The 24,617-nt window shown below is 72.6% G+C and carries 10 protein-coding genes; 9 read left to right on the top strand and 1 reads right to left on the bottom strand.

Annotated elements, in window-relative coordinates; genetic code table 11:
* Positions 1–45: 45 nt before the first annotated feature.
* The gene (locus ACHBTE_RS12790; RefSeq protein WP_394723856.1) at positions 46–438 is read left to right on the top strand and encodes a hypothetical protein; all 393 of its coding nucleotides are present in this window, start codon (positions 46–48) and stop codon (positions 436–438) included.
* 184 nt (positions 439–622) lie between these two features.
* On the opposite strand, the gene ACHBTE_RS12785 is transcribed toward ACHBTE_RS12790, so the two are convergent.
* Entirely contained in the window at positions 623–823 is a 201-nt protein-coding gene (locus tag ACHBTE_RS12785) for an MbtH family protein (RefSeq protein WP_394723855.1), read from the bottom strand.
* A 63-nt stretch (positions 824–886) separates the two neighbouring features.
* Between ACHBTE_RS12785 and ACHBTE_RS12780 the strand changes: the two genes are divergently transcribed.
* The 8 genes from ACHBTE_RS12780 to ACHBTE_RS12745 all read left to right on the top strand — a co-directional run bounded on the left by ACHBTE_RS12780 (position 887) and on the right by ACHBTE_RS12745 (position 24,588).
* On the top strand, positions 887–1,891 hold the full coding sequence (locus tag ACHBTE_RS12780) for an NAD-dependent epimerase/dehydratase family protein (RefSeq protein ID WP_394723854.1): 1,005 nt from the start codon (positions 887–889) through the stop codon (positions 1,889–1,891).
* Between the two features lie 572 nt (positions 1,892–2,463).
* Positions 2,464–3,807, top strand: a complete 1,344-nt coding sequence (glyA, locus tag ACHBTE_RS12775) for a serine hydroxymethyltransferase (protein ID WP_394723853.1) — start codon at positions 2,464–2,466, stop codon at positions 3,805–3,807.
* Positions 3,804–10,949 carry an amino acid adenylation domain-containing protein gene (locus ACHBTE_RS12770; RefSeq protein ID WP_394723852.1) on the top strand — a complete coding sequence of 2,382 codons (7,146 nt, stop codon included), beginning with the start codon at positions 3,804–3,806 and terminating at the stop codon, positions 10,947–10,949. The genes glyA and ACHBTE_RS12770 overlap by 4 nt, the downstream gene beginning before the upstream one ends.
* Positions 10,946–13,405 carry an amino acid adenylation domain-containing protein gene (locus ACHBTE_RS12765; RefSeq protein ID WP_394723851.1) on the top strand — a complete coding sequence of 820 codons (2,460 nt, stop codon included), beginning with the start codon at positions 10,946–10,948 and terminating at the stop codon, positions 13,403–13,405. Before ACHBTE_RS12770 ends, ACHBTE_RS12765 begins: the two co-directional genes overlap by 4 nt.
* Positions 13,402–18,033, top strand: a complete 4,632-nt coding sequence (locus tag ACHBTE_RS12760; protein ID WP_394723850.1) for a beta-ketoacyl synthase N-terminal-like domain-containing protein — start codon at positions 13,402–13,404, stop codon at positions 18,031–18,033. Before ACHBTE_RS12765 ends, ACHBTE_RS12760 begins: the two co-directional genes overlap by 4 nt.
* Positions 18,030–19,250, top strand: coding sequence for a MupA/Atu3671 family FMN-dependent luciferase-like monooxygenase (locus tag ACHBTE_RS12755; RefSeq protein ID WP_394723849.1), 1,221 nt, complete (start codon positions 18,030–18,032; stop codon positions 19,248–19,250). Before ACHBTE_RS12760 ends, ACHBTE_RS12755 begins: the two co-directional genes overlap by 4 nt.
* Entirely contained in the window at positions 19,247–23,341 is a 4,095-nt protein-coding gene (locus tag ACHBTE_RS12750) for an amino acid adenylation domain-containing protein (protein WP_394723847.1), read from the top strand. The genes ACHBTE_RS12755 and ACHBTE_RS12750 overlap by 4 nt, the downstream gene beginning before the upstream one ends.
* Positions 23,341–24,588, top strand: a complete 1,248-nt coding sequence (locus ACHBTE_RS12745; protein WP_394723845.1) for an MFS transporter — start codon at positions 23,341–23,343, stop codon at positions 24,586–24,588. Before ACHBTE_RS12750 ends, ACHBTE_RS12745 begins: the two co-directional genes overlap by 1 nt.
* Positions 24,589–24,617 lie beyond the last annotated feature (29 nt).

The following is a 24,617-nucleotide window of genomic DNA, read 5'->3' as shown; positions in this document are numbered from 1 at the left end:
CGATCACCCGCCCGACCGATCGCCCGACGAACGAAAGGGACAACGATGCAGCGCATCACGTCACGTAAGACCACCAGGCTCTTGACCGCGGCGGCAGCGGCCGTCGTGGTCGCGGTCGGCGCGGCAGCTCCGGCCGCCGCCGCGCAGGCCCGGCCGGGCGACCGGCCCGCCGCCGAGACCGTGAGCTTGCGGGCCCAGAACGTCACCACCTGGATCAACGGCAATGTGCGGATCGGGCCGTCGACGGGCTACCGCATCGCCTACACCGTCGCACCGAACCAGAGTCTCAGCGCCGAGTGCTGGCTCGTGGGCGGCTTCGTCAACGCCAACGGCATCTACCACGACAAGTGGGTGCTGCTGTCGGACGGCAACTACATCTGGGGCGGCCTGCTCAAGGGCAACGAGGTCGGCGACGTCTCCCAGCCCTGCTGGACCTGACGCACCGACCCTGTGCCGCGGTACGCCCGGGCGTACCGCGGCACACCGTCATGCCGTCGGCGGGACGGCCGGGTCCGGACCGGCGGACAGCGAAGCTCCCGGCCACTTGGGCGGCGGAAATGCGCAAGGGAATTCCGCTTGTGCCGGGAGCTCACTGTCCTGATTCATTGCGATTCCGGACGGCTCATCCAGCCGATCGCTCCATCTGCTGGCGCAGCGACAGCGGGCGCATGTCCGTCCATACGTCGTTGATGTCGCGGAGGCATTCCTCCTTGGTCCCCGTCTTTCCGGTGGCGGACCAACCGGGCGCAAGTTCGCGATCCGACGGCCAGATCGAGTACTGCTCCTCGCCGTTGACAACAACGCGGTAAGCGACGGATTCCATCTGTCAGTTCCCCCTTTTTTGTATTCCCCTGGTGTGCGGGATTGCGACGTCTACCATACCCCCATGAGAATCGCTGTTCTCGGGGGAACCCGATTCATCGGACCATGGGTGTTGCGCGGACTGCTCGCGGACGGGCATGAACTACTTGTTTTTCACCGAGGTGAGACGGGTTGCGCGGACGTGCCCGCGAATGTGCGTCATCTGCACGGAGACCGAGCCGTATTGTCCGAACATGCAGCCGACTTCGCTGCTTTCCAGCCGGACACCGTGCTGGACATGGGCGCCATGTCCGAGGCGGACGCGAGGCGTACGGTCGACGTGTTCCGGGCTCTGGCCGCACGAGCCGTGATGATCAGCAGCGTCGACGTGTACCAGGGGTTCGCCGTGGTGACCGGCGCCGCGAAGGACGGGCCGGTGCCGGTGCCGCTCACCGAGGACTCGATGCCGCGCGAGCAGCGCGCCGAATCACCGGACGCCTACGACAAGCTCCTGGCCGAGCAGGTCTTCCAGGCGTGCGACGATCTGCCGGCCACCGTGCTCCGCCTGCCGATGGTGTACGGACCGGGCGACTACCAGCGCCGCGCACGCGAGGTCCTGCGTCCCGTGCGCGACGGCCGGGAAGTGGTCCTCCTCGACGAGGGCTTCCGGAACTGGCGCGTGACCCGCGGTTATGTGGAGGACGTGGCGGCGGCGATCGTGTCGGCCACGGTGGACCCGCGGGCCACGGGGCGTACGTACAACGTGGGCGAGCCCGAGCCCTGGGCCGAGGAGGAGTGGATCCTGGCGATCGGCGCCGCGGCGGGATGGGGCGGAAAGGTGCGGTACCTGCCCACCGAACGGCTTCCCGAACACCTCGTCACGGGCATCGAGTTCGGCCAGGACCTCGTCGTCGACAGTGGCCGGATCCGTACGGAGCTCGGCTACAGCGAGCCCACGCCACGGGCCGAAGCGATCGCCCGCACCGCCGCCTGGGAGCTGGATCAGCCGGTGGAGGACCACCCCGGCGACCGCCCGGACTACGCCGCCGAGGACGCGGCGATCGACGCGTGGCCCGGGGGCGCGGCCTAGTTCTGCCAGGACGAATCCGACGGAACTCCGCATCCCGCCGCCGCGCATGAGGGGCCGCTGTCGGGACCGGCAAAAAGCGGAGAGGTTGAATCCGTACACAGTTTTTCTGGCAACAAAATCACCCCCGTGCAACGACGATCCAAAACGATCAGAAGGCGGATGGATAACGGTTGACTGGTTCGGGGCGGCTCTGTAAGGATCGGTTCATCGGTCGCCGCCGAGGAGCTGGCGGTCGTGGCACGGGGGCCTTTATCAGCAGGAGTTGCAGCGGCGCGATGTGAAGCGCCGCGTCTTCGGAGAGCATCCACGGCTCCGGCTGTATCGCGCTGCCCTGTCATGGCAGCTCCGCCGACGGTGCGGAAATCTTCATCTTCATCATCATCAGCGAAAAGCACACCGTGCTGTCGAAACGCCTGCTGACACCAGGCTTCGCGCGCGGAATTAACGGGGGCACAGTGACAGATCTTTCGTTGGCATGCCTTTCATTCGATGTTGCGTCGTCCGTATTGATTTCCCCTGGCAGGAACTGCGTTCCCGGTCCCCGCCGCCGATTCCGAGCGGCGGGTTGATCCATGTCGCAGACGTACGACATCCAGCTGGCCGGAGCACGAGAGCTGCCCGATCAGGACCCCGAGCTCGCCACCCTGCTGGACCAGGAACTGGACTACGAGACCGGCGTGCTGGCGATGGTCGCGCACGCCAGCGTCGCGCCGCCGTCCGTCCTGGCAGCCGCCGGCACGGTCCTGTCCAACGTCACCGCGGAGGGCTACCCGGGGCGCCGCTACCACCCGGGCGCGGAGTGGTTCGACGCCATCGAGCGGCTCGCCGTCTCCCGGGCACAGGCAGCCTTCGGCGCCCGGTACGCCAACGTCCAGCCGCACTCGTGCACCGCGGCGAACCTCGCCGTCGAGTTCGGCCTGCTCGCGCCCGGCGCCACCCTGCTCGGCCTGCACCTCGACGCGGGCGGCCATCTCACCCACGGGGCACCGGCCTCCGTGACCGGCCGGGCCTTCCACTCCGTCTCCTACGGGCTCGACGACGCCGGTCTGATCGACTACGACCGGGCCGCCGAACTCGCCCGCGCGCACCGGCCGGGACTCATCGTCGCCGGCGCCAGCGCCCATCCGCGGCGCATCGACTACCAGCGCTTCCGTGACATCGCCGACGAGGTGGGCGCGTATCTGCTCGCGGACATCTCGCACATCGCCGGCCTGGTGGCCGCCGGGGTCCTGCCCAGCCCGGTGGACATCGCCCATGTCACGACGACCAGCACCTACAAGCAGCTCGGCGGGCCACGCGGCGGTCTGATCCTCATGGGAGCCGAGCACGCCACCCTCGGCCCGGACGGCCGGACACCGCTGTCGACGCTGATCGACCGCGCGGTCTTCCCGCTGACCCAGGGCACACCGAACGCCGCGGCGATCGCCGCCAAGGCACGCGCGCTGGACGTGGTGGCCACACCCGGGTTCAAGGCGACGGCCCACCGCATCGCGGCCGACGCCACCGCGCTGGCCGACGCCCTCATCGCACGCGACTGGCCCGTACTCACCGGCGGCACCGACAACCACATGGTCCTGCTCGACGTGAGCCGCCGCGGTCTGACCGGTGCCATCGCCGAGCTGGCACTCAGCGACTGCGGAATCCTCGCCAACCGCAACCGGATCCCCGGTGACACCCGGCCGCCGCTGGTGGCCGGCGGACTGCGCCTGGGCACCAACATCCTCGCGCAGCGCGGCATGGAGCCGGCCGACATGACGACCTGCGCCGAGCTCGTCGTGCGCGTCCTGGACGCCGTCGAGCCGGTGTCCGACACCGAGTACCGCCTTGACCCCGACGTCCGCAAGGGCGTCCTCGACGAAGTGGCTGACCTGTGTCGATGTTTCCCGATACCGGGCTACCCGCAGACCACGCCGTGAACGTCACGGCCGGACTGCCCACCTACCGCACACCCGCGCCCGACCACCCCGTGCGCCGTACCGGGACCTCGCTCCGGCTGGACGACACCCTGGTCCACTCCCTGACGGCCCTCGCCGAGGCCCACGCCACCGATCTCCGCCATGTCCTGATCGCCGCCTGCCTCGCCGTGCAGCCGCGCTACACCGGGGAGGCCGCAGCCGCCATCGGCACCGGCGACGGCAACGTCCTCGCCCTCGCCGACGCCGAGGAACCGACCTTCGCCCAGCTGCTGACCGCCGTACAGGACACACCCGCGCGGCCCGCCGACGCGGACCGCCGGATCGGCGTCGTCCTCGGGCACGCAAAGGACACCGCCACGGACGCCGAACTGTTCCTCACCGTCGGCACGGACGGCGCCGCCGCCGTCATCGAGGCCACGTACGACGCCGAGGTCTTCGACGCCGACACCGTCGACCGCTACCTGACGCACATCCACGCCCTGAGCGAGGCCGCCGCCTGTGACCCGTACGGGCATCCGGTCGCCTCCCTGCCCGTCCTCACCGACGCCGAGCAGCAGCGTGTCCTGGTCGACTGGAACGCCACCGAGACACCTCTCGACCACGCGGGCTGCCTGCACGAACGCTTCGCCGCCCGTGCCGCCGCCGACCCGGACGCGCCCGCCGTCATCCAGCACGGCAAGGCCACCAGTGCCCGCGACATCGACGCCGCGGCCAACCGGCTGGCCCACCACCTGCGCGGCCTCGGCGTCGACGTCCGCAGCCGGGTCGCCCTGTGCGTGGAACGCGGCCCGGAGCTGCTCACGGCCGTACTCGGCGTGCTCAAGGCGGGCGGCGCGTATGTGCCGCTGGACGCGGACTACCCGGCCGAGCGGCTCGCGTTCATGCAGCGCGACTCCGACTGCCAGGTCCTTGTCACCCAGTCCCACCTGCTCGGACGGCTGCCCGAGCCCGGCATCCCGGTCGTCCTCCTGGACGACGACGCGGACCGGCTCGCCGCCCAGCCGGCGGACCGCCCGAAGCCCACGGCCGGACCCGACGACCTGTGCTACATCATCTACACCTCCGGCTCCACCGGACGCCCCAAGGGCATCGCGCTCCGCCACCGCGGCGTACTCAACAACCTGCTGGACCTCAACACCCGCTTCGGCGTGGGCCCCGGCGACAAGGTCCTGGCGCTGTCCTCGACCAGCTTCGACATGTCGGTGTACGAATTCCTCGGCATCACCCTGGCCGGTGGCGCCGTCGTCATCACGGACCCCGGCCGCGCCAAGGACCCGGCGCACTGGCACGAACTGATCCAGCGCCACCAGGTCAGCGTCTGGAACTCCGCGCCCGCGCTCGCCGAGCTCTACGTCGCACACCTGCAAGGACTCGGCAGCGAACGCACCGGCCTGCGCCTCGCCATGCTGGGCGGCGACTGGGTGACACCGACCCTGCCGGACCGGCTGCGCGCCTTCGCCCCCGGCATTCGCGTCATCGTGATGGGCGGCGCCACCGAATCCTCCATCCACTCCACCCTCACCGAAGCCGGATCGCCGCTGCCGGACTGGAGCAGCGTCCCCTACGGCCGCCCCATGGCCAACCAGCGCACCTACATCCTGGACGCCCGCCGGCGCCCCGTCCCGATCGGTGTCCCCGGCGAACTGCACCTGGCCGGGATCGGACTCGCCGAGGGGTATCTGGGCCGCCCGGAACTGACCGCGGAGAAGTTCACCGACTTCTCCTACGGCCCGGTGCACGGCGAACGCGTCTACCGCACCGGCGACCTGGCCCGGTTCCGGCCCGACGGCCGCATCGAACTGCTCGGGCGGATCGACTTCCAGACCAAGATCCGCGGACTGCGCGTCGAACTGGGCGAGATCGAGGCGCTGTTGCGGGCTCAGCCGGAGATCGCCGAGGCCGTCGTGTGCGTGGGGACCGACGGGGCCGGCGATCGGTTCCTCGCCGCCTACGCCGTCGCCGGCGACAAGGCACGCCAGACCCTCGACACCGAGGAGCTCAGGGCCCGCGTGGCCCGGGCGCTCCCCGACTACATGGTGCCGGCCGTCCTCACCGAGCTGGACCGACTGCCGGTCACGCCGAACGGCAAACTGGACCGCGCCGCCCTGATCCGCATGGCCGGCGCGCCACGGGACCGCGCCGGCCAGGGCACCGCACCCGCCGACGAGCTGGAGAGCGCGCTCGCCGCACTGTGGCGCGAGAGCCTCGGGGTCACCGAGGTGTTCCGGGAGGACGGCTTCGTGGCCCTGGGCGGCCATTCGCTCAAGGCCGTACGACTGGCCTCGCGCATCCGCCGGACACTCGACGCCCCCGTGACACCGGCAGCGGTCCTCGGCAGCCGTGACCTGGCCGCGCTCGCCGCACAGGTGCGCGCCGCACTCACCGAACCCCGCGCCACCGAAACGCCGTTGACCGGCGGGGGCGACGAGGGGGACGGCCCGGCGCCGCTGTCCTTCGCGCAGGAACGGCTGTGGTACCTGGACCGCCTGATGCCGGGATCCCCGGCGTACAACGTCGCGGTCACCCTGCCCTGGCACGCCGACCTCGACACGGCGGCGCTGCGGCGCGCCCTGGACCGGCTCATCGCACGGCACGAGGCCCTGCGCACCTCGTTCACCGAAACCGGGGGAGCGGTACGGCAGACGGTCGGCGCGCCCTGGCCGATCGACCTCCCCGTCGAGGACGTCGTACCGATCGAGGACGTCGTACCGGTCGCGGACACCGCACCGGTCGCGGACGCCGCACCGGACAAGGGCGCCGTACCGGACACCGCCGCCGTATCGGCCGGGGACGCCGTACCGGACGGCGATCGGACCGGGGCGGCGGCGCTCGCCGCCCTCGACGCGAGGATCCGCCGCGAGGCGGCCCTCCCGTTCGACCTCGCCGCCGGGCCGCTGCTGCGCGCACGGCTGATCCGGGTCGCGGCAGGGCCGCAGGCACTCGTCCTGACGATGCATCACATCATCACCGACGGCTGGTCGCTCGACGTCTTCTTCGCCGAGCTGGAACAGCTCTACGCCGCCGAGAGCGACGGGACCCCGGTGCGGCTGCCCGAACTGCCGGTCGGCCACCGCGACTACGCCCGCTGGCAGCGAGCCCAGCAGGACAGCGGCGCCTGGGACGTCGATCTGGACTACTGGCGGGAGCGCCTCGCCGGGGCGCCCACGGTCCTGGAACTGCCCAGCGCCCGGGTCCGGCCCGCCCAGCAGTCCTTCCGCGGCGGACTGCACCCGTTCACCTGGGACCCCGACCTGAAGGAGCGGCTCGCCGACCTCGGCCGTCGCCAAGGGGTCACACCGCACATGATCCTGCTGGCCGCGTTCACCGCGCTGCTCAGCCGGCACACCGGCGAGCAAGACATCGTCGTCGGCGCACCGGCCGCCATGCGCAACCGGCCCGAACTGGAGCCGCTGCTCGGGTTCTTCGTCAACACCCTGCCGCTGCGGGTGGACCTGGACGGCGACCCCGGGTTCGACGAGATCCTCGCCCGGGTCCGCGACGCCGTGCTCGGTGCCGTCGAACACCAGGACCTGCCGTTCGAGCGGCTGGTCGAGGAGCTGCGGCCGGAGCGGGACACGGCCCGGATGCCGGTCGTGCAGTTCCTGGTCCAGTACAACGACGTCCCCCTGCGCGCCGTACGCCTCGAACAGCACCGGCTCCAGCCCAGGCCCGCCGACCCCGGTGCCGCCAAGGTCGACCTCACGCTGATCGTGGAGGACCGCGGCGACGGCCTCGACGGCACCCTCGAGTACAACGGCGACGTGCTCGACCGGGCCGACGCCGCCCGGTTCGCCGAGCAGTTGACGCTGCTGCTGCGGCAGGTGACGCGGGAGCCCGGAACCCGGCTCACCGAACTCCGGCTGCTCGACGCCGACCAGCGCGAGCGCATCCTGCACGACTGGAACCGGACCGGCGCCGCCCTTCCCGAGGCGCCCGTGCACCGGCTGTTCGAGCAGCACGCCGACGCCTCCGGCGACCTCCCGGCCGTGATCGCCGGGAACAGCACGCTCACCTACCGCGAGCTGGAGCAGCGGGCGAACCGCCTGGCCCACCGGCTGCGGCGCGAGGGCGTACGCCCCGGCGACCGGGTCGGGGTCTGCCTGGACCGCTCGCCCGGGCTGGTCGTCGCGATGCTCGCGATCCTCAAGGCGGGGGCGGCGTATGTGCCGCTCGACCCCGAGTACCCCGCCGAGCGGCTGGCCCTGATGGCCGACGACGCCGGGCTGCGGGTCATCGTCACCCGCGGCGGGACGGCCGCCGAACTGCCCGGCGAGGGCCGGGTGCGGCTGTGCCTCGACGGCGACCAGGACGGCCTCGCCGCCGAATCCGCCGATTCGGCCGATTCCGCCACGCGGCCGCAGGCGTTCGCCTGCCCGCGCAGCGCCGCGTACGTCATCTACACCTCCGGCTCGACGGGGCGGCCCAAGGGCGTCGTCGTCGACCATCGCGCGATCGTGCGCCTGGTGCGGGAGAGCGACTACGTCCGCATCCAGGCCGGCGACCGGGTGGCCCAGGCGGCCAACGCCTCCTTCGACGCCACCACCTTCGAGGTCTGGGGCGCGCTGGCCAACGGCGGATGCGTCGTGATGCTGCCCCGCGACGTCGTCCTGGACCCCGACAAGCTGGCCGCGGCCCTCGTGGAGCAGGGCATCGCCTCGCTGTTCCTGACCACGGCCGCCGTCAACGCCGTCGCGCACCGGCGTCCCGACGCGTTCCACACACTGCGCGAGCTGCTCTTCGGCGGCGAGGCGGTGGACCCGGGCGCGGTGCGCCGCATCCTGGAGCACGGCGCTCCGCAGCGGCTGCTGCACGTCTACGGCCCCACCGAGACCACCACGTTCGCCACCTGGCACCGGGTCCTGGAGGTGCCGGAGGACGCGGTGACCGTGCCGATCGGCCGTCCGATCGCCAACACCCGGGCCTACGTCCTGGACGCCCGGATGCGGCCGGTGCCGGTCGGCATGCCCGGCGAGCTGTACCTCGGCGGCCCCGGCCTCGCCGCCGGGTATCTCGGCCGCCCCGACCTGACCGCCGAGCGGTTCGTCCCGGACCCCTTCGCCGAGCGGCCCGGGGAACGGCTCTACCGGACCGGTGACACCGTCCGCCACCGGGCGGACGGGGCGATCGAGTTCCTCGGCCGCAGCGACGGTCAGGTGAAGATCCGCGGCTTCCGGATCGAGCCCGGCGAGATCGAGGCCGCCCTCGGCACCCACCCCGCCGTCTCCCGCGCCGCCGTCGTCGTCGACGCACCGCGCGGCGCCGGCAAGCGGCTGGCCGCGTTCATCGAGACCGCCGCGGCGACCGGCGCCGCGGTGACCGCCGAGGTGAGCGCCGAGGAGCTGCGCGCCTGGCTGCACCGCAGCCTGCCCGACTACCTGGTGCCTTCGGTCTACGTCCTGCTGGACACCCTCCCGATCACGCCGAACGGCAAGGTCGACCGGCGTGCGCTGCGGGTCCCCGAGGGGCATCGCGGACTGCCGGAGGGATCCGGTCCCGCCCCGCGCACACCGGTCGAGGACATCCTCACCGGCATCTGGGCGCAGGTACTCGGCCTCGAACACGTCGCCGTCGACGACGACTTCTTCGAACTCGGCGGTCACTCACTGCTCACCATCCCGCTGCTCGCGCGCGTCAACGAGGCGTTGGGAACCTCCCTGTCGATCCGCGCCCTGATGACCGGCCCGAACCCGCGGGCCCTCGCCGCGCAGGTCACCGCGCCGGCCGAGGACGCCGGACCGGTGCCGCGCCGCCGCGAGCCCGGCTCCGACGATCCGGTGCCGCTGTCGTTCGCCCAGCAACGCCTGTGGTTCATGGACCAGTTGGAGCCGGACAGCTCGCTCTACAACGTCCCCCTGGTCCTGAGCCTGCACGGCGACCTGGACCGGGCGGCGCTGGAACGGGCCCTGGGCCTCCTCGTGCAGCGCCACGAGGTGCTGCGCACCTCCTACCCGGCCACCCGCGGCCGGCCCCGCCAGCACATCGCCCCGGCCGGCGCGGTGGCGCTGCCCTGCACCGACCTCACCGGCCGGCCCGACGCGCACGCCGAAGCCGCACGCCTCGTACGGCAGGACGCGGTCGAACCCTTCGACCTGGCGAGCGGCCCCGTGCTGCGCGCCCGGCTCCTCCGGCTCGCCCCGGACGAGCACCGGCTCTCCCTGGTGCTGCACCACATCGCCATCGACGGCTGGTCCCTGCCCCTGGTCTGCGACGAGCTGGGCCGCCTGTACGCCGCGACGGCGGCCGGCGAGCCGCACGGACTCCCCGAGCCCGCGCTCGCCTACGCCGACTACGCCGAATGGCAGCGCGGCCGGCTCCAGGGCGAACCCCTGGAGCAGCTGATCGACTACTGGCGGGGCGTGCTCGGCACCGATCCGCAGGTGCCGGCACTGCCGACCGACCGGCCACGGAAGGCGCTGCGCAGCTTCGCCGGAGCGGTCGCGACCACCTCGATCGACTCCGAACTCGCCCGGCGGGTGCGGGCGCTCGGCCGCCACGAGGGCGCCACCGAGTACATGGTGCTGCTCGCCGCCTTCCAGGTGCTGCTGGCCGACTGGGCGGGCGACCCGGAGGTCACCGTCGGCACCCCGGTCGCCGGCCGCGGCCGGCCCGGCCTGGACCGCCTGGTCGGCTGTCTGATCAACATGTTGCCGGTGCGCACCTCGCTCGCCGACCGCCCGGACTTCCGGGCGCTGCTGGCCCGTGTGCGGCAGGCCGTGCTGGGCGCCCTGGCCCACGAGGAGCTGCCGCTCGACCGGATGGTCGAGGCGCTGGTGACCGGCCGGGACCGGCAGCTCTCCCCGCTCTTCCAGGTCATGTTCAACCACGTCACGGCCGCGCCCGACCCCGACTTCGGGCCGGGACTGCGGGCCGAGGGTGAGATCGGCTGGACCGGCGAGACCGCCATGTTCGATCTCGGTCTCGTCGTCGAGGCCCGGGGCGAGGACCTGCGCCTGACCCTTCAGTACGCCACCGACCTGTTCACCGAGGAAACGGCGAACACCCTGCTCGCCCGGTACATCCACGTCCTCGACACCTGCACAGGCGAACCAGGCCTGCCCGTCCTGCCGTACACCCACGGATCGCGGGACGCCGCCCACCCGACCGCCGTGGAACCCCACGACGCCGACAGGAGGACCTCGTGACAGCCGAAGCGCCGCTGCCGGAACTGCCCACCACCGATGTCTTCAGGGCCTGGACACCCGACGCCGGACCCGCCCGGAGCGGCGACCGCCGTCTGACCCTGGACCCCGGCCGCTGGACCGCCGTCAAGGAGCGGGCCGACCGGTTCGGCGGGAGCGGGCCGGACGCGATGTGCACCGCCTTCACCGACGTGATCGGCGCCTGGAGCCGGACCACCGGATTCGCCGTACGCCGGGACGACGCCCCGCGGGGTGCGATCGTGCCGGACGCCGACCCCACCGCGCCCTTCCGCGCCCGGCTTGCCTCGACGGCGCGCCGGACGGACGCCACCGGTGAAAAGCTCCCCGTCGCCTACGCCTTCGGGACCGCGCGGCGCGCGGACGACGGCGACCCGCTCATCGGCTGCGCTGCCGAGGAGACACCCGAGGGCGCGCTGCGCGTGACATGGCACGTCCGTGAAGGGGCCTTCGCCGACCCCACGGCCGACGCCATGTTCGACGCCTTCGAGCAGCGCGTGCGCGCCCTCGCCGACAGCGAGGCGGCATGGGAGAGCACCGCCGGCATCCCGCTCCCGCCCGCCCAGGCCGAGTGCCGTGCACGGCGCAACGCCACCCGGCGCCCGCTGCCCGACGGACTCCTGCACGAGGGCGTGGCCGCGCAGTGCCGGCGCACCCCTCGGGCCACGGCCGTCGTCGCCGCCGACGCCACGCTCACCTACGCCGAGCTGCACGCCCGGGCGTCCGCCGTCGCCGCGCACTTGCGCGCCCGGCCGGAGGGCCCCGGACGGATCGTCGCGGTCACCCTGGACAAGAGCGCGGCACAGATCGTCGCCGTCCTGGGGATCCTCATGGCGGGCGCCGCCTATCTGCCGCTGGACCCGTCCCAGCCGACGGCCCGGCGGGACCGGATCCTCGCCGACGCCGGGGTGCGCCACGTCCTGGTGCCGGACGCCGCCGCCGGAGCGCAAGCCTGGCCCGAGGGGGTCACGGCGGTCCCGGTCGACGGTCTGGACGGCGTGGACGAGGGCGTGGAGGACGGCGGGACCGCGGTCGAGGCGTCCCCCGCGAACCCGGACGACCTCGCGTACGTGATCTACACCTCGGGCTCCACCGGTGTGCCCAAGGGCGTGATGATCAGTCACCGGGCCGCCCTCAACACCGTCGAGGACCTCAACGAACGGTTCCAGGTCGGCGCCGACGACCGCATGCTCGGCCTGGCCTCGCTCGGCTTCGACCTGTCGGTGTACGACATCTTCGGCCTGCTCGCCGTCGGCGGTGTCCTGGTGCTGCCGGACCCCGCCCGCCGCACCGACCCGGCCCACTGGGCCGACCTCGTGGCCCGCCACGGCGTCACCCTGTGGAACTCCGTCCCGGCCCAACTCGGGCTGCTCACCGATCACTTGGAGAGCGAGGGCACCGGCGCCGCCGCTGCCTCGCTGCGGCTGGCCCTGATGTCCGGTGACTGGATCCCGCTGTCGCTGCCCGACCGGATCCGGGCCCTGGCCCCCGGCCTGCGGCTGATCAGCCTGGGCGGCGCCACCGAGGCCGCGATCTGGTCGATCTGGTACGCCATCGAGGAGGTCGCACCGCACTGGCCGAGCATCCCGTACGGCACCCCCCTCGACAACCAGAGCTGGCACGTCCTGGACGAGCACCTCAGGCCGCGCCCGGACGGTGTCGTGGGCGAGCTGTACATCGGCGGCGCCGGCCTGGCGATGGGCTACCTCGGCGACCCCGAGAAGACCGCGCACCGGTTCATCCAGCACCCCGACACCGGTGAGCGCCTGTACCGCACCGGCGACCTCGGGCGCTACCACCCGGACGGCGTGCTGGAGTTGCTGGGGCGCGAGGACCGCCAGGTGAAGATCCGCGGCCACCGGGTGGAGCCGGCCGAGGTGGAGGCGGCCCTGCTCGCCCATCCGGCGGTCAAGGACGCCGCGGTCGTCGCCCACCCCGACGCCTCGGGCGGGCTGCGGCTGGCCGCGTACTACGTCGTCGCCGGCACCGAGGCCGGTACGGCACAGCTGCGCGAGCACCTCGGCGCGCAGCTGCCCGCGTACATGGTGCCCAGCACCTTCACCGCGCTAGCCGGACTGCCGCTGACCGCCAACGGCAAGGTCGACCGGGCCGCGCTGCCGGACCCGGCGGTGCCGGACGGAACGGGCACCGCCGAGGCGGAACCGGACCAGGAACCGGCCACCGAGACCGAGCGGGTCCTGGCGGAGATCTGGGCCGCCGTGCTGGAAGTCGAGACGGTCCGACCGGCCGACGACTTCTTCCTGCTCGGCGGCCACTCGATGCTCGCCACCCAGGTGGTGGCCGAGCTGCGCGAACGCCTCGGCATCAAGGTGCCGTTGCGGTTGATGTTCGAGGAGACGACGTTGCGCGGCCTGGGTGCGGTGATCGCCGCGAAGGCCGCGGAGCGTGACATGCACGAAGTGACTGGGGGAGTCCGATGACGGACAACACGCAACTGCCGGAGACCGAGGGCGCGGTCGCGGTCGTCGGAATGAGCTGCCGCCTGCCCGGCGCGCGCGACCTGGACGAGTTCTGGGACCTGCTGGTCTCCGGCCGGGAGGGCCTCACGCGCTTCACCGCCGAGGAGCTGGCGGACGCCGGCGTCGAGGCCGGCAGCGATCCCGCGTTCGTCGCGGTCGCCGGAGCGCTCACCGGACCGGGCGAGTTCGACGCGGAGTTCTTCGGCCTCACCCCGGCCGAGGCCGAGGTGACCGACCCGCAGCACCGGCTGTTCCTCGAATGCGCCTGGCAGGCCCTGGAGTCCTCCGGATACGTGCCGGGCCGCATGCCGCCGCGGGCCGCCGTCTTCGCGGGCGCCGCCAACACCGGCTACCGCTACGAGCGTGCCGTCCGGCGTGGCGCGGGCACCGCCGGGCAGCCGCTCCAGGTGGCCGTCGGCAACGACACCGACATGCTGGCGCTCAGGGTGGCGTACAAACTCGGCCTCACCGGTCCGGGCATCACCGTGCAGAGCGCCTGCTCCTCCTCGCTCGTGGCCGTCCACCTCGCCTGCCAGAGCCTGCTGACCCAGGAGTCCGACCTGGCCCTGGCCGGCGGCGCCGCGGTCCGCTTCCTGGAGCCCTCCGGCTACCGCTGGGAGGAGGGCGGCATCCTGTCGAGGGACGGACACTGCCGCCCGTTCGACGCGCGTGCCGACGGCACCGTGCCGGGCGACGGCGCCGGCGTGGTCGTCCTCAAGCGCCTGGAGGACGCGCTCGCCGACGGCGACCACATTCACGCGGTGATCCGCGGCTCGGCCGTGAACAACGACGGCGCCGACAAGATGGGCATCACCGCGCCGTCCGCCGCCGGCCAGACGGCCGTCGTCGCCGAGGCCCTCGAGGTCGCCGGCGTCGACCCGGCCACCGTGGACTACGTCGAGGCGCACGGCACCGGCACACCGCTCGGCGACCCGATCGAGGTGCGGGCCCTGGCCGAGGCGTTCGGCGACCGGGCCGGGGCCGAGCCCTGCCTGCTGGGCGCGGTGAAGTCCAACATCGGTCATCTGGACGCCGCCGCCGGTGTGGCCGGCCTGATCAAGACGGTGCTGGCCCTCGAACACCGGGTGATCCCGCCGACGCTGCACTTCACCGCCGCCCACCCGGAGACCGGCCTGGACAAGGGGCCGTTCCAGGTGTGCGCGCGGGAGACGCCATGGCCCGCGACGGGGCATCAGGCACGGGCGGGCGTCAGCTCGTTCGGGTTCGGCGGCACGAACGCCCACGTCGTCCTCGAAGCCGCACCGGCGCTCCCGGAGCGCGCCCCGGACGCCGACGAGGAGCGCTGGCACGTTCTGCCGCTGTCGGCCCGGACGCCCGAGGCGCTCGACGCCGCCACCTCGGCCCTGGCCGACCATCTGCGGGCCCACCCAAAGACGGCCCTCGCGGACGTCGCCCACACTTTGCGCACGGGCCGCACGCAGTTCGAGCACCGTCGTACCGTCGTCTGCCGCGACCTCGACGGCGCGGTCGCCGCGCTGGCCTCGCCCGGGCGCGGACAGGCGCCCGTGGACACGGCCGGCACACGGCGCCGGACCGCGTTCCTGCTGCCCGGCCAGGCGAGCCAGTACCCCGGCATGGGCGCGGAGTTGTACCAGCGGGAGCCCGCCTTCCGCGCGGCTCTCGACGAGTGCGCCGAACTGCTGCGCCCGCACACCGGATGGGACGTGCGCGAGATCGCGTTCGCACCCGACGGCGCCGAACGGCTGGCGCGGACCGAGTACACCCAGCCCACCGTCTTCGCCGTCGACTACGCGATGTGCCGGCTCCTCGCCGAGCACGGGGTGCGGCCGGACGCGATGCTCGGGCACAGCCTCGGCGAACTGGTCGCGGCCTGCCTGGCCGACGTGTTCACCCTGGACGACGCCCTGCGCATCGTCGCCGTCCGCGCCCGGCTCATGCAGGCACTGCCGACCGGCGCCATGCTCGCCGTGCCGCTCGGCGAGGCGGAGCTGCGCCAGGCACTGGGCGACCTCGGCACCATCGCCGCCGTGAACGCGCCCGGCTCGTGCGTCGTGGCCGCCACCGACCAGGAGACCGGCCGCATCACCGAGCTGCTGAAGTCCCGCGGCATCACGCCGGTACGGCTCGAGACCTCGCACCCCTTCCACTCACCCGTGATGGACCCCGTACTCGACAAGATCGCGGAGGCCGTCGCCGAGGCCCGGCCGCGCGCCCCCCGGATCCCCTTCGTGTCCAATGTGACCGGCACCTGGATCACCGCGGAGCAGGCGACCGACCCGCAGTACTGGTCCACCCACGCCCGTCGGCCGGTGCTCTTCTCCGCCGGGCTCGCCACCCTGCTCGCCGACGACCCGGTGCTGCTCGAGGCCGGTCCCGGCAGCGCGCTGGCCGGACTCGCGCGCGCCCAGCGCACCCCCGAGGGCCGCCCGCCCGCCCTGGCCACCACCATGCGCCGCTCGCGCACCGAGCAGCTCACCGAGGGCCGCGCCTTCGCCGAGGGACTGGCCGGACTGTGGCGGCAGGGCGCGGACAGCGGGCCTTCGGTGGCGCGGGCGAGCGGGACCGAGCGCCGCGTACCCCTGCCGACGTACCCGTTCGAACGCCGCAACCACCTCCTGCCGCCCCCCGGACCCGCCCTCGACGCGACCGGCGCCGGCCGGCTCCCCGAATCCCGCTGGCACCACCTGCCGGTCTGGCGGCAGAGCCCGCCGCCCCCGGCCGTCGCCACCCGGGAACCCGTGGACCACCTGGTGTTCGAGGACGACCACGGTGTCGGTGCCCGGCTCACCGCCGCGCTGCGCGCCGCCGGGCACACCGTGACCGCGGTCCGCGCCGGCACGGGCTACGGGCGGGCACCGGACGGCACTCACCTGATCGATCCCCGCGACGGTGAGCACATCTCCCGCATCGTCCAGGAGTTGCGGGCCGAGGGCCGGCGGCCCACCCGGGTCGTGCACGCCTGGAGCATCACGGCCGCCGACGGCGAAGTGGGCGGCGAGGACAGCGGGGTCGTCGCACGCTGGGAGAGCGCCCTGGACCGCGGCTACCTCTCGGTGGTCCAGCTCGCCCAGGCGCTCGCCGCGACCGGCGAGACGGAAGGCGTCCAGGTGGACGTCCTCACCGACCGGCTCTGGGACGTGTGCGGGGAGGACGTACGGGCGCCCGAGCGGGCCACCGTCCTCGGCGCCGTCACCGTCCTGCCCCAGGAGCTCGCGACGCTGGTGTGCCGTGCCGTCGACGTGGTCCTGCCCGCCGACGACACCGACGAGGCGGCCTGGAGCCGGCTCACCGTGCAGATGCTCACCGAGCTGGCCGGCGAGCCGACCACCGACCTGGTGGCGCTGCGCGGCGGCCGGCGCTGGACGCGCACCTTCGCCCCGGAGCCGACCGGCCCGGCCGAGACACCGCAGCTCAGCGGCGTCATGGTCACCGGCGCCTCCGGTGAAGCGGGGCTCGCCTTCGCCGAACAGCTGGCGGCCGGCACCGATGCGCGCCTCTTCCTGATCGCCGAACCCGGTTTCCCGGACCCACGGCAGGACAGCGCAGCCCTCGCGGAGCACGACGACCGCGTCCGCGCCCGGGCCGGCCGGCTGACCGACCTGTTCGCCGCCCACCCCGGACGGATCGGCTTCCACACCGCCGACCCGGCCGACCCGGCCCAGGCCGCCGGGGCCGTCGACGCGGCACGCGCCCACCTCGGCACCGTCGACGGCGTCGTGCACGCCCTCGACGTCCGCGGCTCCGGGCTGGCCGCACTGAAGACCCGCGAGCAGCTCGCGCCCGCCCTCACCGCCCGAGCGCGGTCCGTGCTGCTGCTCGACGAGTTGCTGCGCGACGAACCGCTGCGCATGAACCTGCTGGTCTCCTCGACGACCGGCATCGTCGGCGGCTTCGGACAGCTGGAGAACTGCGCCGCCGGGGCCTTCCTCGACGCCTTCGCACACGCCCGCACCGCCGCCGGCCGGCCCACGACCGCCGTCGACTGGGGCCAGTGGGCCTGGGACGACTGGCTGGAGCAGCACGCGGCCGGCAACCCCGAACTGGCCGCGCAGCTGCGCCGGTTCCGCGAGGACTGCGGCATCCCGGCCGAGAGGGGCGTGGCCGCGGCCTGGCCCGCGCTGGCCGCGGGCCATCCGCAGACCGTCGTCTCGGCCACCGACCTCCAGGACGTGCTGGCCGGGCAGGCGACGCTGACGACCACCGCGTACGCCCGCGAGACGGACGCGCTGCGCGCCGCGCCGGACGACGGCTGGGACCCGGGGCTGCTGTGGCCGGACGACGAGATCGCCCGGACCGTCGCCCAGGTCCTGCACGAGGTGCTCGGCGTCAGCGGCTTCGGCCCCGACGACGACTTCTTCGGCCTCGGCGGCAACTCCCTGTTCGCCATCCAGGTCATCGGCCGGCTGCGGGAGAAGTTCGGTGACCTGTCCATGAGCGCCATCTTCGAGGCGCCGACCGTACGAGAACTGGCCGAGGTGATCCGGGCGAGCAGGCCGCGGTCGCTGGACGAGCTCACCCCCGAGGAACTGGACGCCCTGCTCGCCGAGATCGAGAGCCTGTCGCCGGAGGAAGCCGAGGCCAGGCTGCAAGGAGAGGACTTGCGATGACGACGACCCCCGACATCGCGGGGCGGCTCGCCGCTCTGTCACCGCAGCAACGAGCGCTGCTGGAGAAGAAGTTGCAGCGCACGGCACCGGCCCTGGGCGAAGCGCCGCAGAGCTCCGCCGCCGGGCCGCGCCGCCGCGCCCGGCGCGCGGACAGCGTCATGGACTTCATGCTGTTCTTCTTCTCCGGCGACGGCACCACCCAGGGACCGGGCAAGTACGACTTCCTGTTCGACGCCGCCCGCTACGCCGACCGCAATGGATACAGCGCGATCTCGGTCCCCGAGCGGCACTTCGTCGACTTCGGCGGGCTCTACCCGAACCCGTCGCTGCTCGCCGCCGCCCTGGCCGCCGTGACCGAACGGATCCAGCTGCGCGCCGGCAGCGTCGTCCTGCCGCTGCACCACCCGGTGCGGGTCGCCGAGGAGTGGTCGGTGGTGGACAACATCTCCGGCGGGCGGACCGCGATCTCCTGCGCCTCCGGCTGGCACCCGGACGACTTCGTCCTCGCGCCCGACACCAGCGCGGAGCGGTTCGAGAACCGCCGGGAGGAGATGTTCGACCAGCTCGCCGCGGTCCAGCGGCTCTGGGCCGGCGAGGCCGTGGCCTTCCCCGGACCGTTCGACAAGCCCGTGGAGGTACGCAGCCTGCCCCGCCCGATCCAGCCGCAGCTGCCGGTCTGGGTCTCCTCCCAGGGCAGCGTGGAGACCTTCGTCCGGGCCGGCGAGGCCGGCACCCACATCCTCACCGGCCTGGTCGCCCAGCGCCTGACCGACCTCGGCGAGAAGATCACCGCCTACCGCGAGGCCCGCGCCCGCAGCGGCCACGACCCGGCCACCGGCAAGGTCAGCGTGATGGTGCACACCTTCCTCGGCGCCGACGAGGCCGAGGTCAAGAAGATCGTCCGGCAGCCGCTCATCGACTACCTGAAGACCTTCCTCGCCCAACAGGACGGCTTCGGCAGCGAGTACGCGCAGATCAGCGGCGAGGCCCGGGACGCGATGCTGGCCGCCACCTTCGAGCGCTACTACGACACCATCGCGCTGCTCGGCACCCCGGACAAGTGCGAGACGCTCATCGAGGACCTGGTGGACATCGGTGTCGACGAGGTCGCCTGCCTGGTCGACTTCGGCGTCGACCAGCAGGCCGTGCTGGACAGCCTCGGCCATCTCACCGAATTGAAGGACCGCTACCGGCGCGAGGACGGGGACGTGGCATGACCGAGGTTGCACAGCGGCTGGCGAAACTCACCCCGGCCCAGCGCGCGCTGCTCCAGTCCCGGCTCGCGGGCCGGCCCGCGGCCCCGCCGGAACTCGGCGCCGTCCCGCGCCGGGAGGGCAAGGGACCGGCCCGGCTCACCGTGGACCAGGAACGCATCTGGCTCATCCACCAGTTCGACGAGTCGAGCCCGGTCTACAACGTCTTCTTCGGCGCCCGGCTGCGCGGCCGGCTCGACGCACCGGCGATGGAGCGGGCCGTCAACGCCGTCATCACCCGGCACGAACCGCTGCGCACCACCTTCGAGATGGCCGGCGAGCGGCCGGTGCAGATCGTCCACGACACGATGCCGATCACCATCCGGCACGAGGACCTCACCGAAGTGCCCGACGCCCGGCGCGAGAGCGAACTGTTCCGCCTGGTCAACGACGAGGTGAGCGTCCCGCTCGACATCAAGGCGGGGCCGCCGCTGCGGGTGGTGATCTACCGCCTCGCCGACGACGAGCACGTCATGGTCACCACCGTGGACCACCTCGTGTGGGACCGGCAGTCGGCCGGCATCTTCGAGAGCGAGACCGCCGAGTACTACCGGGCGTTCGTGACCGGGGGCGAAGCCGCCCTGCCGGAGCTGCCGATCCAGTACGCCGACTACGCCGAATGGCAGCCGCACTGGCTCGCGCACGAGGTGAGCCGCAGGCAACTGCCGTACTGGCGCAAGCAGTTGGCCGACGCCTCGCTCGTGCTGGAGCTGCCGACCGACTTCCCGCGCCCCTCGGTGCAGACGTTCAACGGTGCGCGCTACGAGTTCGCCATGACGCCCGAACTCACCGCCGCCGTCCGCGAGCTGTCCCGGCGTGAGGGTGCGACCGTCTACGTCACCCTGCTGGCCGCCTGGCAGCTGCTGCTGCACCGCTACACCGGCCAGGAGGACATCGTCGTCGGCACGACGTCCTCCACGCGCAACCGGCCCGAGACCGAGGCGATCATCGGCTACTTCCTCACCATGCTGCCGCTGCGCACGGCGGTCCGGCCCGACATGACCTTCAGCGAACTGCTGCGTGCGACGCGCACCACGATGGTCGGCGCAATGGACCACCACGACGTGCCCTTCGGCACTCTGCTGGACGAGCTGGACATCGAGCGCGATCCCAGCCGCAACCCCGTCTACCAGGCGTCCTTCTTCTTCGTGGACTTCCACGAATCGGCCCTGGAGATGCCCGGACTGAGCCTGGAGCCGCTGGTCTTCGACAACCACACGGCCAAGGACGAGTGCATGCTGTGCATCTTCGACGACGAGGTGCTGGCGGACCATTTCTTCGGGCTGATCGAGTACAACACCGACCTGTTCACCGAGTCCACGATCGCGCGCATGTGGCGCCACCTGGAGCTGCTGCTGACGCAGGCGGCTGCCGACCCGGGCCGGCGCGTCGACACGTTCTCCCTGCTCGCGCCGGACGAGCGGGCGACGATGCTTCAGGAGTGGAACCGCACCGAGGTCACGCGCGAACCCGGCCTCGGCCTGGACGACCTGGTGCGACGCCAGGCGGCCCGCACTCCCGACGCGATCGCGGTACGCAGCGGCGACGAGAGCCTGACATACGCCGAACTCCTGGACCGGGCCGCCCGGTTGGCCACCCACCTCACCCACCGCGGCGTCGGCCCGGAAACCGTCGTGGGCGTCTGCCTGGAACGCTCCTGCGACCTGCTGGTCGGTCTGCTCGGCGTGGCCCTGGCCGGCGGTGCCTATCTGCCGCTCGACCCGCAGTTCCCGGCTCGGCGCGTCGCCGAGATGACCGCGGACGCCGGTGTGCGCACCGTGCTGGCGCACAGCTCCCTGGCCGACCGCATGGCCGACAGCGACGCCGAGACGCTGTTCCTCGACCGGATACGCGAAACCGTCCTGGCCGAGCCGCCGTTGACGCAGACCCCCGCCGTACCCGGCGAGCGGCTCGCCTACGTCATCTACACCTCCGGCTCGACCGGCCGCCCGAAGGGCGTCGAGGTCACCCACCGCAACCTCGTCAACCTGCTGCTGGCCCTGGGCGACGACCTGGGCATCGGCCCCGGCGACGTGCTGCCGTCGGTCACCTCGGTCTCCTTCGACATCGCCGGACTCGAGCTCTACGCACCCCTGGTCAAGGGTGCGACCGTCGTCGTCGTACCGCGCGAGACCGCCCAGGACGGCCCCGCACTCGCCGGTCTGATCGCCGATGTCGGCGCCACCGTGATGCAGGCGACCCCGGCCACCTGGCATCTGCTGACCGAGTCGGGCTGGCGCAACAGCACCGGAGTCCGGGTCGTCGTCGGCGGCGAGGCACTGCCCGCGTCGCTCGCCGCGACACTGGCCGAGGCGCCGGGCAGCACCTGGAACGTCTACGGACCGACCGAGACCACCATCTGGTCCACCACCTGCCCGGTGAACGACGCCACGGCGGAGATCTCCATCGGCCGGCCGCTGGCCAACACCGAGGTGTACGTACTCGACGAGCACCTCGACCCGGTCCCCGTCGGGCTGCCCGGCGAGCTGTACATCGGCGGACGCGGCGTCGCCCGCGGCTACCGCGGACGCCCCGACCTCACCGCCGAACGCTTCGTGCCCGACCCGTTCAGCGGCCGACCCGGCGACCGGCTGTACCGGACCGGCGACGTCGTGCGCTACCGGTCCGACGGCTCGCTCGTCTTCCTCGGCCGCAACGACGGCCAGGTGAAGCTGCGCGGCTTCCGCATCGAACTCGGCGAGATCGAGGCACGCCTGGAGCAGCACCCGGACGTGGCCCGCGCCGTCGCCGTCGTCCGCGAGGACCGGCCCGGGGACCGGCGCCTGGTGGCCTACACCGCGAGCCGTGGCGAGCCGGCCGAGGCCGAGCGGCTGCGCGAACACCTGCGCCCCACCCTGCCGGACTACATGATCCCGTCGGCCTTCGTCACGGTCGCCGAGTTCCCGCTGACCACCAGCGGCAAGATCGACCGCAAGGCCCTGCCGAAACCGTCCGCCGACCAGGACCGCGCCGACTACGTCGCCCCGCGCGACCGGATCGAGCTCGAAGTGGCCCGGATCTGGGAGGAAGTGCTCGACGTCCGCCCGGTCGGCCTGCACGACCGCTTCTTCGACCTCGGCGGACACTCCTTGCTGGTGCTCAAGCTCGTCGGCGAGATCGAGCGGCACTTCGGCAGCAGGCTGCCGATGGCCGCCATCTTCCAGGGCGCCACGGTGGAACGGTTCGCGCGGATGCTCCGCGAGGGCTACCAGGAGCAGACCGAGGCCCATCTCACCGAGATCCGGGCCGGCAGCCCCGGGGCACGGCCGGTCTTCTTCGCCCACCCGGCCGGCAGCGAAGTCGTCTGCTACATGCCGTTCGCCAACCTGCTCCAGCCACTGGACCGCCCGCTGTACGCCGTCAGCGCCCCGGCCCTGCGGGACGGCAGTCTGCCGTACGACACCTTCGAGGAACGCGCCGCCGACTACGCGCGCGTGGTCCGCGAGACCCAGCCCGAGGGCCCCTACACCTTCGTCGGCTGGTGCTACGGCGGCACCAACGCCTACGCCATCGCCCGCGAACTGGAGAAGCAGGGCGAGCAGACCTCGGTCGTGCTCATCGACGCCTATCCGCCGGTGTACGTCGACCCCGCCGACGAGCCCGGCCGGGCACCGATCGTTGAGGCGCTCGCGCTGAACCTCGTCTGGGACTTCGCCGACGAGCGCAAGTCCCTGGACGAACTGGCCGCGATGAGCGACGAGGAGCAGCTGGACTATCTGCTCGCGCTGGCCCGGCGCAACGACTACCTGCCGCCGGAGGCCGGCCGTGACCGTATCGCCGAGGTCGTCGACCTGTGGGTGGCCAACCTGCGGCTGATGTGGCGCTACCGGCCGACGCCGCTGTCCGGCGACCTCACCCTGATCCGCGCCACCGAGTCGAACCCCGAACTCGCCGCGAGCCCCGAGCTGTTCGACGCCTGGCAGGGCTGGGCGGCCTGCGGCCTGCGGGAGCTGAAGGCCGACGGCAACCACTACACCATGATGCGCGAGCCGCACGTCACGCGGCTGGCCGAGACGATCAGCGCTCTGCTGGGCGATGACGAGAAGGGCGCCTGATGCTGGAACTGCTCAAGGACCGCGTCTACATCCGCTACTGGCTGGCGGTCGTCGTCTCCTTCCTCGGGGACGCGATGACCAGGATCACCCTGGTGTACCTGGTCGCGCGGCTGACGCACAGCCCCATGATGATCGCGCTCGTGGTCATGATGCAGCTGCTGCCCTCCGGGGTGCTGGCCGCGTTCATCGGGCCGCTGGCCGACCGCGTGCCCAAGCGGGTCCTGCTGGTCGGCTCCGACATCGCCCGGATCCTCGTCGTGCTGGCCATGATCCCGGCCCGCAACAGCGTCTGGGCGCTGATCGCGCTGACGCTCGCCGAGGGCGTCGGCAAGGCGTTCTTCGAGACGGCCCGGATCGCCGCAGTGCCGAAGGTGGTCGGTGACCCGAAGCGGATCCCGGTCGCGATCGCCCTGTTCCAGAGCACCTACCAGACCGTCAACCTGTGCGGCCCCGCCGTCGCCGGACTGCTGATCGCCGTCGGCTCCATCCCGGTGGTGTTCGTGCTCGACGCCGCCACCTTCGCGATCTCCGCGCTGCTGCTGGGCTCCATCGCGGTCCTGCGGGAGATGCCGTCCTCGGGGCAGGTCCAGGAGTCGTACTGGGCCTCCTTGCGGTCGGGTGTCCGCGGTGTGCTCGCGGTGCCGTCGCTGCGGGTGCTGCTGACGCTGGCGATTCCGGCCACGATCGTCTTCGGGCTGTTCACGACCAACATCAACGCCCAGTTCGTCGACGTGTTCAAGCTGTCCGGCTTCGAGTTCGGCATGGCACAGGCCATGCTGGCCGGCGGCGCCGCGATCGGCGCGCTCTCCGGTCCCGCCCTGATCAAGCGCTTCGGCAGCTCCAGTGGGCTGCTGCTGGCCAGCATGGGCCTGTTCGGCCTCGCCATGGCCGAACTGGCGCCGACCCAGTGGCTGTGGGAGCAGACCGGCTGGGGCGCGGTGCTCCAGTGGTGCCTGCTGACCGGGCTGTTCTCCGGGCTGTTCCAGGTGCCCATCGCCAACACCCTGCTCACCGACATGCCCGAGGAGCTGCGTGGCCGCGGCGTCGGCCTGCTCAACGCGATCACCGTCAACTTCACCATCGTCGGCGTGCTGATCGGCGGCGCCGCGGCCGACCTGTTCGGCATCGCCGGGTCGATCATCGTGCCCGGACTGGTGCTGGCCGCGTTCAGCGCCGTCGCGGTCCTGTTCCTGCGTAGCTCGCAGCGCTCCGCCGAGGAGGCCGCCGTCCCCTCGAGGAGCCGGTGATGCCGGGGCGCACCCCCGGCCGAACCATC

The sequence above is a fragment of the Streptomyces sp. M41 genome (assembly GCF_043673425.1).
Lineage (GTDB): Bacteria > Actinomycetota > Actinomycetes > Streptomycetales > Streptomycetaceae > Streptomyces.
The sequence above is the reverse complement of the archived record's forward strand: the minus strand, read 5'-3'. Positions and strand labels throughout refer to the sequence as shown.